Raw genomic sequence first — 17,061 nt, forward strand, 5'->3', positions numbered from 1 at the left:
AGAGCTGAGCAAAAGCGCAACGGATACCCACAGAAGAGTGCGAACAGTTACACTTCCCTCACCTCGACACCGCTCATGACGGATGATACCGCTACGAAGCCGGGCTGACATTTCCATGGGACCCAGCGGTGTGCGAGCCATCGTTGAACCAAATGAGAGACCCCTTCCGGGCGCCATCCTTGACTCCTTCCAGGATTTCCTCATCCAACTCTTTCTCTTTACCGAACCTCTCAGCCCAATCTCGGGAAAAATCGACAACATTCTTACGAGAATTCGCGTATTCGTACCTACCTTCATCCTCTGCATTGTCGGCGATTTGCGGAATATCTTTTTTGATCAACTTCATAATCGCAGTATTAGCGTCTTCCTGCGCCCAGCCCGTCGGCGTAGCTATATGCGCTTCGGGGCCCTGCTTAGGAAGGATGCTTCCCGTACCGACGCCGATGAACCTGTTGGCCCATTTATTCACCTTATCGGCACGCTCATTGAAATCCCTGGCACTACTGACTTTGTCCTCGTAAAGCGCATCCGCCTTGGCTTCACTGAGAGCGCCTGAAACATGTGCCCCGCCTGCTACCGCGTCATCTGCCAGACTTTGTGCGTCACTCCTGTCGGTCCCCGGTCCCATATCGTTGATCACATCATGGAGATGTTCGAGGGTGTAATTTTGCTGTGAAGCCTGGATAACGGCGTAGGCATGGGGATCGCGCCCCAATTTGTTCAAGAACCCTTCAAGGGCCCCGCTGTCGAAATTCGCACCTGCACCCTTCGCCTGATATTCGTCATCTCCCGTCACATTCCGTTGCACATCTGCCGGGTAGTCGGCGATCAGCTCGCCGAGCATGCCTCTCATGCCGGCGAGATCTCCCTTCTTGTCTTTGCTCTCGGTGAGCGGATGCGTCTCGTCTCCATCCACCGGTTTACCGAGGACGCGAACTGTCTCCTCCATCACACCGGCGTTCGCCTCCGAGTGGGTGGGGGGCTTCATCGGTGACGGGTCATCCGGAAGCCGCCCGGTCGCCCCGGCTCGCAACGCGGCCTCGAGGCCTTCCCGGGCGTGTTTGTCGAGCACGTCGTTACTGTGGTAGACGTCCGTGTCCACAATCTTCCAGTCCCGGTCCTTGAGCAGGTATTTCAGGCGGTCATTCTTCTCGGCATGATCGTCGGTCAGGTCCGGGTCCGAAGCCGGATCCAAATATGCCGCCGCAGTCTCGGGATGCCTGGACATGATTTTCAGCAGCCCGTCGTAGGGGTCGTTCTCGAAGCGTCTTCCGGCCATTTCACCCACCCTGCCGGCATCCGAGGTCTTCTTTCCGAAGCCGCCGTGATCCCAGACATTGGGATCCTTATCTTCTGCTTCGCGGATATCGTCACCCAGATCGTGAAGCATTTGCGGAGAGTATCCGTGACCATGCTTCATGAGCGTGACGAGACTCTGATATCCGCGGCCGGTGGTCCAAGTGCTGTTGACACCGCCGCCCTCTTGCAGTTTGTACTTCCACTCCTCTGCCCCAGCCTTGCGCATCCGGCTTCGCCAGTCGCCGTAGAAGTCACCGTCCTTGCTGTGCAGCCACTCACGGTACTTCTTGGCGTACTGCTGGGTGCCGAGCTCTATTTTCTTACCGTGACCGTCCCGGAAGTCCGGGACCTTGGTGGCCGTGGCCAAGGAATTCGCAAACGACTTCTCCATACCCAGGTACTGGTCTTGGTGTCCCTTGTCGGTGCGATAGGCGAGCGCATTCAGCTGATTCGTTGCTCTGATCAGTCCATTCGGTCCGAGGGTGTCAAGCATGGTGCGAGTGAAATACTCGTCGTCGGAGTTTTCGCGGAGCATCACAGCGAGCTCATGCCGCTCCTTAGCGCTGAGGGAACCGCCCTTCTTCATGAAGTCCAGGCGACTGGCCAAATCGGCCGATCGTTTGGCCGCGTACTTCTCGACATCGCCGACGGCTTTCCCGTTGAAGCCGCCCGACTCCCCCTTACCGTCCTTGTCCCGCGCCGCGGCCTTGAGTGCCTTCATGTTGTCGTAGTCGACATCGTCGACGTGCTTGACGGCCTTCTGGATCCGGTGGTTCCACTTGGTCTCCTCGCCTGCACGGCCAGGATCGCGAAGCGCGCTCTGCGCTTCTTCCTCAGTCATTTCGCTGGTGTCGAGATTGCACTTGCCGTACGCGTCGACCTTCATGCCACCGTCTTTGACGGCCTGGTCACGGACCTTCTTCAGGTGCTCCCGGGCCTCGGTCAGCCGACTGTGCGAATCGTCCAGCAAATCGGCAATCTTCTTCGCCTGGTGCTTCGCCGCGGAGAGTTCGTGGAGAGTTGGTCTCGACGACTTCCAGAAAGCGTCCGCAGCCTCGCCTGACCACCCTTTCAGCTTGCCGCGCACGTGATCACGGTAGTTGTCCCGCAGCGTGCCGCAACGCTTCCCCATCGCACGCCAGTTCTTGGCCGTCTCGCTCAGAGCGGAAAAATCCGCGTTCATGACGTCGTGGTACGTCAGCTCCATGAAAGCCCCACCCTCACAGGTCGTCGAGGCGGCTTCCGCCGTCCGGGGACGCCACGCTGCCGAAACCACGGACGCGGTCGATCTCTTGATTCTGGAAGACGGTCTTCGTCGCGTTGAGGGCGTGCATCTCGCTGCGCAGTCGAGTCGCGGCCTTCTTCGCCGCCTCGTCCCAGCGCTCCAGGCAGAAGTCGAGCCCCTTCCGGGTGTCCCAGCCCCGCAGCACTCCAGGCGTGGTGTTGCTGCTCCCGAACACGTCCGTGGACGCCGTCACCGCCTGTCCACCCTCACGGACCACGGCCGGGCCCAAGTTCGTCTCGATATACTGAGCGGCCGCGCGTTTGTCGGCCGGGGTTACGGCCAGATCAGCACGGCCCGATCCCTCTTGATGGCCCGGCGCTCCGTCAAGTCTCATGCGGGCCGACTCACTGGTGTGCCCCCACTGCTCCTCCAAGGACAACGTATTCCCCCCTGCTGGTCAGTGCACTCGATCCCCCGTTGCCCGGCGCTCCGCAGCCATCCGCGAATGTGCGCACCGTGACGAAGCGAGCACTCTACCGGCCTGTTCGTCCGCCGGGTCAACCGCACCGGCGGTCGGGCCGATTCCGAGCAGCACCGGTACCGGGGGGTGCTCATCTTCGCTGGCGGGCTGCCTCGTAGAGGGCTGCCGTTGCCGCGCCGGCGGCGTTGAGGGACGAGGCGGCGCCGTGCATGGGGATGTGGACGGTGCGGTCGCAGCGCTGTCGCCAGGTGGCGCTGAGGCCGGTGGTCTCGTTGCCGACCAGGAGGAGGAGCGGGCCGGTCAGGTCGGTGTCGAAGAGTGGGGTCTCGCCGTGTTCGTCGGTTCCGACGACGGTGACGCCGCGGCCGGCGAGCCAGTCGTCCACCTGGCGCGGGGAGGCGACGCGGACGGCGGGCAGGGAGAAGAGGGAGCCGGTGCTGGCGCGGACGGACTTGGGGTCGTAGACGTCGGCGGCGTGGCCGCTGACGACGAGCCCGTGCGCGCCGAAGGCGTCCGCGGCACGGATGAGGGTTCCGATGTTGCCGGGGCTGGTGGGACGGTCGAAGAGGACGCCGAGGAAGTCGGGGCCGACGGGGATGCGGGACAGGTCGTCCTGCGGCAGTCCGGCGACGGCGACGAGTTCGGCGTCGCCCTCCTCGCGCTCGCTGAGTTCGGCCAGCAGTTCGGGGGCCACGGCGACGCGCTCGCCGGGGACGGGCGAGTCGAGGAGGTCGTGCGCCCACTTGGACAGCCTGCGGCCCTCGGCGTAGAGCAGGGCGCTGATCGGCCAGTCGGCTTCCAGCGCCAGGGAGATCGGTCGGACCCCCTGGACCAGGAACTCCCCCGCGCGCTGCCGCTTGGTGCGGTTCGTCAGCAGGGACTGCCACTGCTGGAAGCGTGCGTTGCGAGTGGTGACCCGGGTACGCCGGTGGACGGTGCGCATCCCGCCGAGAATATCGGGTGCCGGGGCGGCCCTCGGGTTCTCGTCGGCTTCCCCGCGGCTTCCGGCGGCGCCGCGCGGGACCGCACGCGGTGGCCCGGGGACGGCACGCCACCCTCCGGAAGCGCCTCACAAGGAGGCAGGGCTGTGCCGTTTCATCGACAGGCGGTGCACCATGTGGAGATCTTGAGACGAGTGGCGCCTCAAGTGGCGGGCACCTGCGGCGACGTGTTTCTCTTTCTGGGCAGTCGGGCGGAACCAGCGCTACCGGTTCGTGTTCGCCCGGTTTTCCGGGTGTGCCCAACGCCCGGCTGATGAGCGCCCCGATCGGCATTTTCCGCCGCCCGGGGCGAGTCCCCCTCATAACCCGAAAGCAATGAAGGGAAGCGCATTCATGCGTCACCAGATCGAGACCGCCGAGCTTGCCGACGCCGAGCTGGACGCCGTCTCCGGCGGCCTGCTGAACGAGACCCTCGGTTCGGTCGGCGGCACCGTCGACGGCGTCGAGGGCCTGGTCGGCAACACCGTCAACGGTGTGAGCACCAACGGCCTCCCGAGCGTCGGCGTCTCCCTCGGCGCTCAGTCCTGACCTCTCGGCCAGGAGACAGGTGTCCTTGACCGACACCTTTCCCGCGTCATCCCGGAAGTGTTCCCAATTCCTCTGACGTGGGGCCATGTATAAGCCCCGGAACCTCGTTCCGGGGCTTATGCGCACGTTCACGTGCCGCTTTTGACACCCCGGTGAACGATCGCGGAAGAAACGTGAAGGCAAGGTAAGGAAAGGTGCCGTGGAGTTCCGCAAGAAGGCGCTTGCCAAGTTGCAGTCGCCCGAAGAACTCGACGTTCCGGTGCGTTTCGCACGGCCGCAGGGCCTGCTCGTCCTCGTCGTCACACTCGTGGTGATGGCGGCGGGCTGCGTGTGGGCCGTCACCGGAACCGTCTCGTCCAAGCTCACCGCACCCGGCGTCCTGACCCGGGCCGAGGGCAGCTACCTGCTGCAGAGCCCCGTCTCCGGCCAGGTGACCGCCGTGCACGCGGAGGCCGGGCAGCAAGTGGACAAGGGCGCGCCGGTGGTGAGCGTGCACACGGCCGACGGCGTGCGCGCCGTCCGCGCGGTGGCCCGTGGCCGGGTCACGTCCCTGGCGGCCGAGACCGGTGCCGTGGTGACCACGGGCGCGGACGTGGCGACCGTCGAGCGCGTCGAGGGGCCGGACGATCCGCTGGTGGCGATGGTCTACGTGCCCGCCGACAAGGGCACGACCGTGCGGGTGGGCGCCACGGTGGACCTGACGGTGGGCTCCGTGTCCGCCGACCGGTACGGCCTGCTGCGCGGCACGGTGCGGGCCGTGGGCCGGACTCCGCAGAGCGAGGAGCAGATCAGCGGCTTCCTGGGGGACGAGGAGCTGGCGCGCAGCTTCACCCGCGGGGGCCGCCCGCTGGCTGTCCAGGTGCGGCTGGACCGCTCCGCGTCGACGGCTTCGGGATACGTCTGGTCCCGGGGCGGGGGTCCCGAGTCGGCGCCCGAGTCCGCCACGCCGGTGCGTGGAGCCGTCCACCTCGCGGCGCAGCGGCCCGTCGACTGGCTGCTGCCGTGACCGCTCGTCAACGGGCCCCCGAGCAGGCCCCCGAACCGAACCCGGAGCCGGGCCCGCGGCAGCGCGCGCAGCAGCACCGGCGCAGACATCGCGGCGGCCCGGCGCCCGCGCCCCGCACCGGGCGGCCGTCGGCCGCGCCCAAGGGCAATCAGCGCAGCGTGCGGACGCCCACCGTGCTCCAGATGGAGGCCGTCGAGTGCGGCGCCGCGGCGCTGGCCATGGTGCTGGGGCACCACGGGCGGCACGTGCCGCTGGAGGAACTGCGCATCGCCTGCGGCGTCTCCCGGGACGGCTCCCGGGCCAGCAGCCTGCTGAAAGCCGCACGCGGCTACGGGCTGACGGCCAAGGGGATGCAGATGGAGCCCGCGGCGCTGGCCGAGGTGCGGGCACCGGCCATCCTGTTCTGGGAGTTCAACCACTATGTCGTCTTCGACGGGCTCGGCCGCCGCTTCGGCCGCCGCGGTGTGCACATCAACGACCCGGCCCGCGGGCGCAGATTCGTGCCCATGGAGGAGTTCGACTCCGCCTTCACCGGCGTGGTGCTGACCTTCACCCCCGCCGAGGACTTCCGCCGGGGCGGCCGCAGGCCGGGGGTGACGGCCGCGCTGCCCGCACGGCTGCGCGGCACCTCGGGCGCGATGCTCGCGGCGCTGGTGGCCAGCTTCCTGCTGGTCGTCGTCGGCGCCTCGGTGCCCGCGCTCAGCCGCACCTACATCGACAGCTTCGTCTTCGGCGGGCAGGACTCGCTGCTGAAGGTGCTGTTCACCGCCATGGGCGCCGCCGTGCTGCTGACCGGCGTCCTGACCGCGATCCAGCAGGGCAACCTGCTGCGTGCCCGGTTGATCTCCTCCACGCTCAGCAGCGCCCGGTTCCTGCGGCATCTGCTGCGGCTGCCGGTGACCTTCTTCGCGCAGCGCAACCCGGCCGACCTCGTCCAGCGCCTGCAGTCCAACGACACCGTCGCCGAGACGCTGGCCCGGGACCTGGCGGCGGCGGGGGTGGACGCGGTGGTCGTGGTGGGCTACGCGGCGCTGCTGTGGACCTACGACCCGCAACTGACCCTCGTCGGCGTGGGTGTGGCGCTGCTGAACGTGGTGGCGATGCGGGTGGTGGTGCGGATGCGGGCCACCGGCACGCAGAAGCTGCGTGCCGAACGGGCCAAGCTGACCAACATCTCCTACAGCGGTCTGCAGCTCATCGAGACGATGAAGGCCACCGGCGGGGAGGACGGCTACTTCCGCCGCTGGGCGGGACGGCACGCCGGCACGCTCGACGTGCAGCAGCGGCTGGGGGTGCCGAGCGCCGCGCTGGCCGTCACCGCGCCCACCCTGGCCACCCTCAACAGCGCCCTGATCCTGCTGATCGGCGGGACGCGGGCGGTGGAGGGAGCCATCACGGCAGGGCTGCTGGTCGCGTTCCAGGCGCTGGTCACCAGCTTCACCGCGCCGCTGACGCGGCTGAACTCGGTTGCGGGCCGCATCCAGGACTTCGCCGCGGACGTCGCCCGGCTCAAGGATGTGGAGACCTTTCCCGCCGATCCGCTCTACACCCGGCGCGAGCCGCCCGCCAGCACCCGGCGGCTGGCCGGGCACGTGTCGCTGGAGAACGTCACCTTCGGCTACAACCCGCTGGACAAGCCACTGCTGAGCGGGTTGTCGCTGGCCGTGGGGCCCGGCCGGCAGCTCGCGCTGGTGGGCGGCTCGGGCAGCGGCAAGTCCACCGTCTCCCGCCTGATCGCCGGTCTGTACACCCCGTGGGAGGGCACCATCCGGATCGACGGGCGGCGGCTGGAGGACCTGCCGCGCGGAGCGCTGGCCGCCTCCGTCTCCTTCGTCGACCAGGACGTGTTCCTCTTCGAGGGCACCGTGCGGGACAACGTGGCGCTGTGGGACCCCTCGATCACCGACGACGCGGTGGCGGAGGCGCTGCGGGACGCCGCGCTGCACGAGGATGTGGCGCGCCGCCCCGGCGGCCTGCACAGCCGGGTCGAGCAGGACGGCCGCAACTTCTCCGGCGGCCAGCGGCAGCGGCTGGAGATCGCCCGCGCTCTGGTGCGGCGGCCCAGCATCCTGGTGCTGGACGAGGTCACCAGCGCGCTGGACGCCGAGACCGAGTCCGTCATCATCGACAATCTGCGGCGGCGGGGCTGCGCCTGCGTGCTGATCGCACACCGGCTGAGCACCGTGCGGGACAGCGACGAGATCGTGGTGCTGGACAGCGGCACCGCGGTGGAGCGGGGACGGCACGAGCAACTGCTGGCCGCGCAGGGGCCGTACGCGCGACTGGTCGAGGAGCACTGAGGCATCCGGTGACGTACGCCCATCCGACCGGGAACATGCCGCAGCACCCCGCGGTGGACCCGGCCGCGGAACCCGCGGTGCACGGCGGGACGTACCCCGCGGTGCCCGGCACGGGAACCGATGCGCTGAACGACGTGGTGGTCGCGCACTTCGGGCAGCTCGGCGAGGCCGTCCCGCACACGCCCGCCGGCGGTGCCGCGCTGGAGGGGCCGCACGTGCTGTGGCTGGTGGCCGGCGGCGCCATGGACGTGTTCGCGGTGGACGCCGCGGGGCAGGGCCACTGGCACTTCCTGGGGCGGCTGGAGGCGGGCACCCTGCTGCTCGGCCCCGTCCAGGGCCCGCGGCACACGTTGGTGGGACGCCCGGTGCGCGGTGCGGTACTGCGCCGGATCCCGCTGCTGGAGCTGTTCCCGCAGTATCAGGAGGGGTACGGCACCGGCGGATACACCGCCCACGACACCGGCGCCCACCCGGCGTACGGCACCGCCGGTGCGGCGGCGTACGGCGATCGGACCGCGCTCGGCCCGCTGGAGGACGCCTTCGCACGGGGCATGGGGCGCGGGCTGCGGGCGCTGTTCGAGGCCCCGCTGGACGGCCGCCCCGGTATCGAGCCGCCCGGAACCGGGCAGAACCCGGCGACCGACGACGACATCCTGTGGATGCCGCTGGCGCCGGGCAGCGTGCGGTACGGCACCTCGGGCGAGCTGCTGGTCGACGGGCCGACGTGGCAGCTCATGGTCGACCAGCTCGCCCGGCTGCTGTCCACCCTGGACCGCTGGATCGACCAGCTGGAGCGCGCCCACGAGGACCGCACGGCCGCCGGGATGGAGGCGGGCGAGACGGTACGCGCCGAGGCCGACGAGGCGCTGCTCGCCTCGATCGACACCTCCGCACGGGGCGGGCCCGGCGGCGCGGGTGAGCGCACCGAGGACAGCACGCTCGCGGTGTGCCGGGCGGTCGCCGAGGCGGCCGGAGTCACCCTGCGGCCGCCTCCCGAAGGGCTCTCCCGGGACGACCGCATGGAGCCCGTCGAGCGGCTGGCACTCACCTCGGGGCTGCGTACCCGCCCGGTGAAGCTGTCCGGCGAATGGTGGAAGGAGAACGCCGGCCCGTTGGTGGGTCACCGTGCCGCGAGCGGCGCGCCGGTGGCGCTGCTGTGGCGGCGCGGCCGGTACGAGGCCGTACAGCCCGGCAGCGGCAGCCGGTGGCGGATCGGCCCGTCGAACGCGGGCGCCTTCGCGCCGCGCGCGGTGATGTTCTACCGGCCGCTGCCCGAACAGCCGCTGTCCGCCCGGCGGCTGCTGCGGTTCGCGCTGCACGGCGCCCGCGGCGATCTGCTCACGCTGGTGCTGAGCGGGCTCGTCGCGGTGGGCCTAGGTGCGCTGGTGCCGGTGGCCACCGGGCAGGTGCTCGGCGCGTACGTACCGGCCGCGGAGAAGGGCCTCATCGTGCAGGCCGCCCTCGGGCTGGTGGGCACGGCGGTGGTGGCGGCGGCGTTCATGCTGCTGCAGAACACCGCGCTGCTGCGGCTGGAGGGCCGGATCGAGGCGAGTCTGCAACCGGCGGTGTGGGACCGGCTGCTGCGGCTGCCGACGCGGTTCTTCGCCGAGCGCTCCACCGGGGAGCTGGCCAGCGCCGCCATGGGGGTGAGCGCCATCAGGCGGGTGCTGTCGGGCATCAGCTCGACCGTCGTGCAGTCCGGCACCCTGGCTGCGGTCAACCTGGTGCTGCTGCTGGCCTACAGCGTGCCGCTCGCCCTCGCGGCGCTCGGTGTGCTGACGGTCGTCGCGGTGGTGTTCGCCGCGACCGGGCTGTGGCAGCTCCGCTGGCAGCGCCGGCTGGTCAAGCTCAACAACAAGCTGAACAACCAGGCGTTCCAGACGCTGCGGGGGCTGCCGAAGCTGCGGGTGGCGGCGGCCGAGTCGTTCGCCTACGCGGCCTGGGCCACGGAGTTCGCCCGCAGCCGGGAGTTGCAGCGGCGGGCCGGGCGCATCCGCAATCTCAGCACGGTCGTCAACGCGGTCTATCTGCCCCTGGCGATGCTGCTGCTGTTCGTGCTGCTGGCGGGACCGGCCCGGGGCACGCTGTCCCCCAGCGGGTTCCTCACCTTCACCACCGCCATGACGCTGCTGCTGACCTCCGTCACCCAGTTGACCAACGCGCTCATCTCGTGTGCCGCCGTACTGCCGATGTACGAGCAGCTCAAGCCGGTGCTGCGGGAGCTGCCCGAGGTGCGCGGCGGCAGCGTGCAGCCGGGCACGCTCTCGGGCGCACTGGAGGTGCGGGACGTGGCGTTCCGCTACTCCGAGGACGGGCCACCGGTCCTGGACGGCGTGTCCTTCCGGGTGGAGCCCGGGGAGTTCGTGGCGATCGTGGGGGCGAGCGGCTGCGGCAAGTCGACGCTGCTGCGGCTGCTGATCGGCTTCGAGAGGCCGGCCTCGGGCGAGGTGCGCTACGACGGGCAGGACCTCTCCTCGCTGGACCAGGCGGCGGTGCGCCGCCAGTGCGGGGTCGTCCTGCAGAACGCGCAGCCGCACGCGGGCTCCATCCTGGAGTGCATCTGCGGTGCGGAGACCTTCCCGCTGGAGGAGGTGTGGGAGGCGGCACGCAGGGCGGGGGTCGCCGACGACATCAAGGCGATGCCCATGGGGCTGCACACCATGCTCTCCGACGGCGGCGGCACCGTCTCGGGCGGGCAGCGGCAGCGCCTGATGATCGCTCAGGCGCTGGTGCGGCGGCCGCGACTCCTCTTCTTCGACGAGGCCACCAGCGCGCTGGACAACGCGACCCAGCGGGTGGTCACCGAGTCCACCCGGGAGCTGCGGGCCACCCGGATCGTCATCGCCCACCGGCTGTCCACGGTGCTGGACGCCGACCGAGTGATCGTCATGTCGGAGGGCCGGGTCGTCCAGCAGGGCACACCGGCACAGCTGCTGGCCGACACCGAGGGCCTCTTCCACGAACTGGTGCGCCGCCAGCGGTAGGGGTTGCGGTGAGCGTTGTGGTCAGGTGCGGCCTCGGTTTCCCGCCGGACCTGCGGCGTCCCTGCACCTACGACGCACGGCGACGGGCTCGGGCCGGTGAACGGCCTGCAACTGGTCGCCGTACCGGTAGACGACGAGGGGCGGTTGGCCGTCCTCCCGGACCTTGAGCCGGTAGATGAACGGCGCGGGTCCCGTCACCTGGATGATCTCGCCCGTCCTCCCGGTCTTCCTGTCCTGCGCCGCGTCACCCACGGCCCACATCTCACACACTCCCGAGCCGTGATTCGGTCGGCGCGTGCTTTCGGTGCAGATGTGCAGAAAGAGCGCTTCGAGGTCAGCCCGCGACTTCGGGTCCCAGGCAGCCCTGCTGATCATCATTCGGAACCATTCACAGTCCTGACAGAGCACCGACTGCTCCTGCTGAGAACCCTCTTGCTCCATGCTTCCCACCTGCTGCGGTACTTGCTGGCTACTTTCTGTGGTGAGAAGAACACGGAAGGATCTAAGATGGCGCGGGTTGAGCGGAAGTATTCAACGTAGGAAGCGTTGGATTGCCCCTGCCTGAAAGGTCAACTCGCATGTCACGCCCGAGGAAGAGTCAGCCTGGGAAACCAAGGTTGAACCACGAGCCAAGCGGCGCGCTCGGTGAAGACGTGCTGCGGTTCCGGGAAGCCCGGCGCATGTCGCAGGAAGCGTTAGGGCACGCGACGGGCTACAGCAAGAGCTATGTGAGCAAGGTCGAATCCGGGTCGCTCATCCCCTCGCAGCGCTTCGCGGAGGGGTGCGACAAGGTGTTCGGCACAGGAGGACTCTTCGCACGACAGCTTCGCCGCATCATCGAAGGCGAGCATCCGTCGTGGTTCGCGCCCTTCATCGACGCAGAGCACGAAGCCGAGGTGATCGAGGACTACTCAACCCTCTTCATCTACGGCCTGCTCCAGACTCCGGAGTACGCGCGGGCGGCGTTGGAGGCAGTCACGCCTGGGGCAGATCCTCGGGAACTGGATGCCAAGGTGGCGGGCCGCATACGGCGCCGCGACGCGATGAACCGAGAGGCATCGCCCCGGATCTGGGTTGTGCTGCATGAAGCCTGCTTGCGCGCAAACGTCGGAGGGCCGGACGTAATGGCTGCCCAACTTCGCTCCCTCCGGGACGCAGTCACGCGTTACCCGACACTGACACTGCAAGTCCTGCCGTTCTCCGTGTCGGCCGCGGCAAGGGCAACTCCCTTCACGCTGCTGGGCTTCGAGAGCGGGCAGCTCTCGGTTCATGTGGAAGGGCCGCAAGGTGGGCGCCCGTATGACGACAGGGGAGCGGTGACCATGTCGCGCGGTGTCTATGATCACTTGCGGGCAAGTTCTCTCGGCCCGCATGCTTCATTGGACTTCATCGAGACCGTGAGGGAAGCATATGAGCGAGAAGCCCGTATGGATCAAGTCCAGCTACAGCGACGGAGGGGGCGGCAACTGCGTCGAGTGGGCCCCGGCTCTCGCGTCCGGCGACGGGATCGTCCCAGTGCGTGACAGCAAGGACACCGCCCGCGCCCCCCTCGCGTTCTCGCCCGACGCCTGGCGGGCGTTTGTCGAAGGTATGCAGACCTCCGGGCGCTGACCACCGCCGACACCTCGGGAGCAGAATGCCCCGCACCAAGCCAGTCGCCGCGCTCGCGATGGACGAGAGGGCGGCGGAGGCCGTGCTGAAGCCCGCCACACGGCTCCGGTTCGGCGAGGTGGTGGACCTCGCCGAACCGGTGCTGAGCGACTTCACCACTCAGGCGGCCCGCAGAGTCCTCCCCGAGGTGGAGCTCCTCATCACCGGCTGGGGCTGCCCGCCGCTGGACGCCGCCGTGCTCGCCCGCGCCCCGGAACTGCGCGCCGTGGTGCACACCGCGGGCAGCGTGCGGGGGCACCTCACCCCGGCGTGCTGGGCCCGCGGCATCGAGGTCTCGACCGCGGCGGCCGCGAACGCCGTCCCCGTCGCCGAGTACACGCTCGCGATGATCCTGCTGGCGAACAAGCAGGTGCTGCCCTCAGCCCGCACCTACCGGCAACGGCGGGCCCGCGAGGACTGGCTCTTGCCCGATCCGACGCTCGGCAACCACCGCCGCACCGTGGGGATTCTGAGCGCCTCCCTGGTCGGCCGTCGCGTCATCGAACTGCTCCGCGCCCACGACCTGCGGGTCCTCCTGTACGACCCGTACGTGGCCGAGGCCGAGGCGGCGGCGCTGGGAGCGGCGAAGGCCGAACTGGCCGAGGTGTTCGCAGCGTCGGACGTGGTGAGCGTGCACACCCCGCTCCTCCCCGCGACCCGCGGCCTGGTGAGCGCCGAACTGCTCGCGCTGCTGCGGGACGGCGGCACCCTGATCAACACCGCGCGCGGTGCGGTCGTCGACCAGGAGGCGCTCACCGAGGAGGTGCGCGGCGGCCGGCTGCGGGCTGTGCTGGACGTCACCGAGCCCGAAGTGCTGCCGCCGGACCACCCGCTGTGGGAGTGCGAGAACGCGCTGATCACTCCGCATCTGGCCGGTTCACAGGGCAACGAGCTGGACCGGCTGGCGGAGTCGGCGCTCCAGGAGGTACGGCGCTGGTCGGCGGGCGAGGGCTTCGCGCACGCCGTGCCTCCCGACAGCAAGGAGCTGCTGGCCTGACCGGGCCGGGGGCGGTACCGGTGGGCGGGTGCCGACGGCGCCGCGCGGCGGAAATCCGGTTGCCGCCGCCGCGCGGGCGGCGGAAGGATGCCCCCTCGTGCTCCCCGATCTCTCCCCGTGGCGGGAGTCCCGCGACTTCCGCATCCTGTGGACCGCGGGCCTGGTCACCACCTTCGGCAGCTTCCTGACGTTCGTCGCGCTGCCCCTCCAGGTCAAGGAGCTGACGGGCTCGGCGACCGCGGTGGGTGCGCTGGGGGCCGTGGAGCTGGTACCGCTGATCGTCTTCGGGCTGTACGGCGGAGCGCTCGCCGACGCGTTCGACCGGCGCACCCTGGTGCTGGGCAGTGAGATCGCCATGGGCGCGGTGGCCCTGGGGCTGCTGGTCAACACCCTGCTCCCGCACCCGATGGTGTGGCCGCTGTACGTCGCGGCGGCGCTCAGCAGCGCGCTGAACGGCATCCAGCGGCCCGCGCTGGACGCGCTCCTGCCGCGGATCGTCGCGCACGAGCAGCTGAGCGCGGCGGCGGCGCTCAACGCGCTGCGCTGGCAGGTGGGCGGGGTGGCGGGCCCGGCGCTGGCCGGAGTGCTGCTCGCGTACGCGGGGCTGGAGACGGCGTACGCGATCGACCTGGCGAGCTATCTGCTGTCCGTGCTGATGGCGCTGCGGCTGGCCGCCTCGCCGCCGGGGCACGACGCGGAGAAGCCGTCACTGCGCGGGATCGCGGAGGGCGCGCGGTACGCGTGGGGCCGCAAGGACCTGCTGGGCACCTACGCGGTGGATGTGGTGGCGATGCTCTTCGCGTTCCCGCTCGCGCTCTTCCCCTTCCTCGCCGACCAGTTGGACGCGGAGTGGGCGCTGGGTCTGATGTACGCGGCGCTGCCGTTCGGCTCGATGCTGGTGAGCGCGACCAGCGGCTGGTCCTCGCGGGTGCACCGGCACGGGCGCGCGGTGCTGCTGGCCGCCGCGGGCTGGGGCGCGGCCATGACGGCAGCCGGGGTGGTGCGCAACGTGTGGCTGGTGCTGTTCTTCCTCGTGCTGTCCGGCGCCTTCGACATGGTCAGCGGGATCTTCCGCTCGACGATGTGGAACCAGACCGTCCCGGACGCGCTGCGTGGCCGGCTCGCCGGGATCGAGTTGCTGTCCTTCTCCGCCGGCCCGCAACTGGGGCAGGTCCGCTCGGGCGGGGTGGCGTCGCTCACCTCCGTCCGCACGTCCGTGTGGTCGGGCGGGCTGGCCTGCGTCGCGGGCGTGGCGCTGCTGGCCGCCGCCCTGCCGCAGCTCCTGGCCTACGACGCGCGCACCAGCGGGTACGCGCGGGCCGTACGGGAGGCCCGGGAAGCCGGACGCTCCGGGGAGATCGGGAGCCCCGAAGGGGCCGACGGCGGCCCGAAGCCCCCGGAGGACGCCGCTGCCGGGGGCGGACCGGCTGGTACGGAGCGCCCGGCGGACGGGGCGCCCGGGGCGCGGGCCTGAGGCGCGAGCCCGAGGTGGTGCGGGCCGCCGCCCCCGCGGGTCGGCCCTCGGGCTCGTCCGCGGGTCAGCCCTCGTACCCGCTCTCGGCTCAGCTTTCGTCCTCGTCCCGGCCGCGGCCGCCGTCCTGCCAGCGCGGGTCGTTCTCCCACTCGGAGGTGCGCTCCCGGGCCGTCTCCAGGGCGTGGGCCGCCTCCTCACGGCTGGCGTAGGGGCCCATCCGGCTCTTGCCGGGCGACTGCGGCCCCTCCTCGACGGTGCCGGTCTCGATGTTGAAGAACCACTCTCCGGGCTTGCCGACCGTCTTGCGCTTGAACAGAGCCATGGCCTCATCGTCCCGCACCCGCACGCCGGACGCAGCCCCGCGGAGCCGGGAACACACGGCGGCCCGGAACAGGGTGGACGGCCCGGATTACACTCGCGGGCATGTCTGGCCAGTCACTCCTCGTTCCCGGCACGGTCTCTCCGCCCCGGGCCGTACCCGCCTCGATCCCGCGCCCCGAGTACGTCGGCAAGCCCGCACCCACGCCCTACGACGGGCCCGAGGTGCAGGACGCCGCGACGGTGGAGAAGATGCGCCATGCGGGGCGCATCGCCGCCCGCGCCATGGAAGAGGCGGCCAAGCACATCGCCCCCGGCGTCACCACGGACAAGCTGGACGAGGTGGCGCACCAGTACATGATCGACCACGGGGCCTACCCCTCCACACTGGGCTACCGGAAGTTCCCCAAGTCGCTGTGCACCTCACTGAACGAGGTGATCTGCCACGGCATCCCCGACTCCACGGTGCTGCGCGACGGCGACATCGTGAACCTGGACGTGACGGCGTTCGTCGGCGGGGTGCACGGCGACAACAACGCCACCTACCTGTGCGGCGACGTGGACGAGGAGTCCCGGCTGCTGGTGGAGCGCACCCGCGAGGCGCTGCACCGCGCGATCAAGGCGGTCAAGCCGGGGCGCCGGCTCAACATCGTGGGCCGCGTCATCGAGTCGTACGCGAAGCGCTTCGGATACGGCGTGGTCCGCGACTTCACCGGGCACGGCATCAACACCTCCTTCCACTCCGGGCTGATCGTGCCGCACTACGACGACCCGCGGGCCACCACGGTGCTGCGGCCCGGGATGACCTTCACCATCGAGCCGATGCTGACGCTGGGCACCCACGAGTGGGACATGTGGGAGGACGGCTGGACGGTCGTGACGAAGGACCGCAAGCGCACGGCGCAGTTCGAGCACACGCTGGTGGTGACGGAGACGGGCGTGGAGATCCTGACGCTTCCGTAGCGCCTGACGCTTCCGTAGCGGACGAACGGGGCAGGGGTTTTCCGACAGAGTGTCGGCAACTGCTTGACTTAGGTAAACCTAAGTAGCAGGATCGCACCGTGTCGGAGCCCCGCACGCCCGCTGCCGTCCACTTTTGGAGTCAGCCTTGCCGTCCACCGCATCCCCCTCCCAGGACACCCCGGCGGACTTCTCCGCACTCATCCGCGCCGCCTCCCACGAGCAGCACTCCGAGGTCAGGACCTCCTGCTTCATGAGCGAGCTGCTCGGCGGCAAGCTCGGCCTAGGAGCCTGGACGCGCTACACCGAGCAGCTCTGGTTCCTCTACGCCGCGCTGGAGGAACCCGTCCGCGCACTGGCCGAGGACCCGGTCGCCGGCCCCTTCGTGCGCGGCGAGCTGCTGCGGCTGCCCGCGCTGGAGCGGGATCTGACCCATCTGCACGGCGGCTCGGACCACTGGCGCCGGGAGCTCCTCCCGCTGCCGGCCACCGCCGCGTACGCGGCCCGCGTCACCGAGGTCGCCCGCACCTGGCCCGCCGGGTACGTCGCCCACCACTACACCCGCTACCTCGGGGACCTCTCCGGCGGCCAGATCGTCCGCGACACCGCGGAGAAGACCTGGGGCTTCACCCGCAAGGGCGACGGCGTCCGGTTCTACGTCTTCGACGCCATCGGCAACCCGGCCGCCTTCAAACGCGAGTACCGCGCCCTGCTGGACGCCCTGCCCTGCGACGACGCGGAGAAGCGCCGCGTCGTGGACGAGTGCCGGCACGCCTACGCGCTCAACGCCGCCGTCTTCGAGGAGCTGGGCGAGCGCCTCCCGAACGCCGCCTGACGC

The 17,061-nt window shown here is 69.9% G+C and carries 14 protein-coding genes and 1 pseudogene; 10 read left to right on the forward strand and 5 right to left on the reverse strand.

Features of this window, described 5'->3' with window-relative positions:
• Positions 1-91 precede the first annotated feature (91 nt).
• The 3 genes from P2424_RS08060 to P2424_RS08070 form a co-directional block, all read right to left on the reverse strand.
• Positions 92-2,506 (reverse strand): DUF6571 family protein, encoded by a 2,415-nt coding sequence (locus tag P2424_RS08060; RefSeq protein ID WP_276475092.1) that lies wholly within the window; start codon positions 2,504-2,506, stop codon positions 92-94.
• Positions 2,507-2,519: 13 nt separating this feature from the next.
• Positions 2,520-2,777, reverse strand: coding sequence for a hypothetical protein (locus tag P2424_RS08065; RefSeq protein ID WP_143081796.1), 258 nt, complete (start codon positions 2,775-2,777; stop codon positions 2,520-2,522).
• A 358-nt stretch (positions 2,778-3,135) separates the two neighbouring features.
• Entirely contained in the window at positions 3,136-3,948 is an 813-nt protein-coding gene (locus P2424_RS08070; protein WP_276475093.1) for a TrmH family RNA methyltransferase, read from the reverse strand.
• A gap of 391 nt (positions 3,949-4,339) precedes the next feature.
• On the opposite strand from P2424_RS08070, the gene P2424_RS08075 reads away from it, so the two are divergent.
• From P2424_RS08075 to P2424_RS08090, 4 genes are all read left to right on the forward strand, one after another.
• On the forward strand, positions 4,340-4,534 hold the full coding sequence (locus tag P2424_RS08075; RefSeq protein WP_276475094.1) for a type A2 lantipeptide: 195 nt from the start codon (positions 4,340-4,342) through the stop codon (positions 4,532-4,534).
• Positions 4,535-4,733: 199 nt separating this feature from the next.
• Positions 4,734-5,540, forward strand: a complete 807-nt coding sequence (locus P2424_RS08080) for an HlyD family efflux transporter periplasmic adaptor subunit (RefSeq protein WP_276475095.1) — start codon at positions 4,734-4,736, stop codon at positions 5,538-5,540.
• Positions 5,541-5,722: 182 nt separating this feature from the next.
• Positions 5,723-7,840: an NHLP family bacteriocin export ABC transporter peptidase/permease/ATPase subunit gene (locus P2424_RS08085; protein WP_276478877.1), complete on the forward strand. Its 2,118-nt coding sequence runs from the start codon at positions 5,723-5,725 to the stop codon at positions 7,838-7,840.
• Positions 7,841-7,848: 8 nt separating this feature from the next.
• Positions 7,849-10,824, forward strand: coding sequence for an NHLP bacteriocin export ABC transporter permease/ATPase subunit (locus tag P2424_RS08090; RefSeq protein ID WP_276475096.1), 2,976 nt, complete (start codon positions 7,849-7,851; stop codon positions 10,822-10,824).
• 21 nt (positions 10,825-10,845) lie between these two features.
• On the opposite strand, the gene P2424_RS08095 is transcribed toward P2424_RS08090, so the two are convergent.
• Entirely contained in the window at positions 10,846-11,085 is a 240-nt protein-coding gene (locus tag P2424_RS08095) for a hypothetical protein (protein ID WP_276475097.1), read from the reverse strand.
• 317 nt (positions 11,086-11,402) lie between these two features.
• On the opposite strand from P2424_RS08095, the pseudogene P2424_RS08100 reads away from it, so the two are divergent.
• The 4 genes and pseudogenes from P2424_RS08100 to P2424_RS08115 form a co-directional block, all read left to right on the forward strand.
• Positions 11,403-12,206 (forward strand): annotated as a pseudogene (locus P2424_RS08100) (helix-turn-helix transcriptional regulator); the annotation flags it as partial.
• A 28-nt stretch (positions 12,207-12,234) separates the two neighbouring features.
• Positions 12,235-12,435, forward strand: a complete 201-nt coding sequence (locus P2424_RS08105; RefSeq protein ID WP_276475098.1) for a DUF397 domain-containing protein — start codon at positions 12,235-12,237, stop codon at positions 12,433-12,435.
• Positions 12,436-12,460: 25 nt separating this feature from the next.
• Entirely contained in the window at positions 12,461-13,471 is a 1,011-nt protein-coding gene (locus tag P2424_RS08110; protein ID WP_276475099.1) for a hydroxyacid dehydrogenase, read from the forward strand.
• 97 nt (positions 13,472-13,568) lie between these two features.
• A complete protein-coding gene (locus P2424_RS08115; RefSeq protein ID WP_276475100.1) occupies positions 13,569-14,945 on the forward strand; it encodes an MFS transporter in 1,377 nt (458 codons plus the stop codon).
• 88 nt (positions 14,946-15,033) lie between these two features.
• Here the strand turns inward: P2424_RS08115 and P2424_RS08120 are convergent, their stop codons facing one another.
• On the reverse strand, positions 15,034-15,267 hold the full coding sequence (locus P2424_RS08120; protein WP_069991323.1) for a hypothetical protein: 234 nt from the start codon (positions 15,265-15,267) through the stop codon (positions 15,034-15,036).
• 101 nt (positions 15,268-15,368) lie between these two features.
• Here P2424_RS08120 and map point away from each other — a divergent pair, with 101 nt between their 5' ends.
• Together map and P2424_RS08130 are read left to right on the forward strand one after the other, a co-directional pair.
• Positions 15,369-16,226, forward strand: coding sequence for a type I methionyl aminopeptidase (map, locus tag P2424_RS08125; RefSeq protein ID WP_069991322.1), 858 nt, complete (start codon positions 15,369-15,371; stop codon positions 16,224-16,226).
• A gap of 145 nt (positions 16,227-16,371) precedes the next feature.
• Positions 16,372-17,058, forward strand: a complete 687-nt coding sequence (locus P2424_RS08130; protein ID WP_276475101.1) for a biliverdin-producing heme oxygenase — start codon at positions 16,372-16,374, stop codon at positions 17,056-17,058.
• The last annotated feature ends 3 nt before the right edge of the window (positions 17,059-17,061 follow it).

The sequence above is a fragment of the Streptomyces sp. WMMB303 genome (genome assembly GCF_029351045.1).
Lineage (GTDB): Bacteria > Actinomycetota > Actinomycetes > Streptomycetales > Streptomycetaceae > Streptomyces.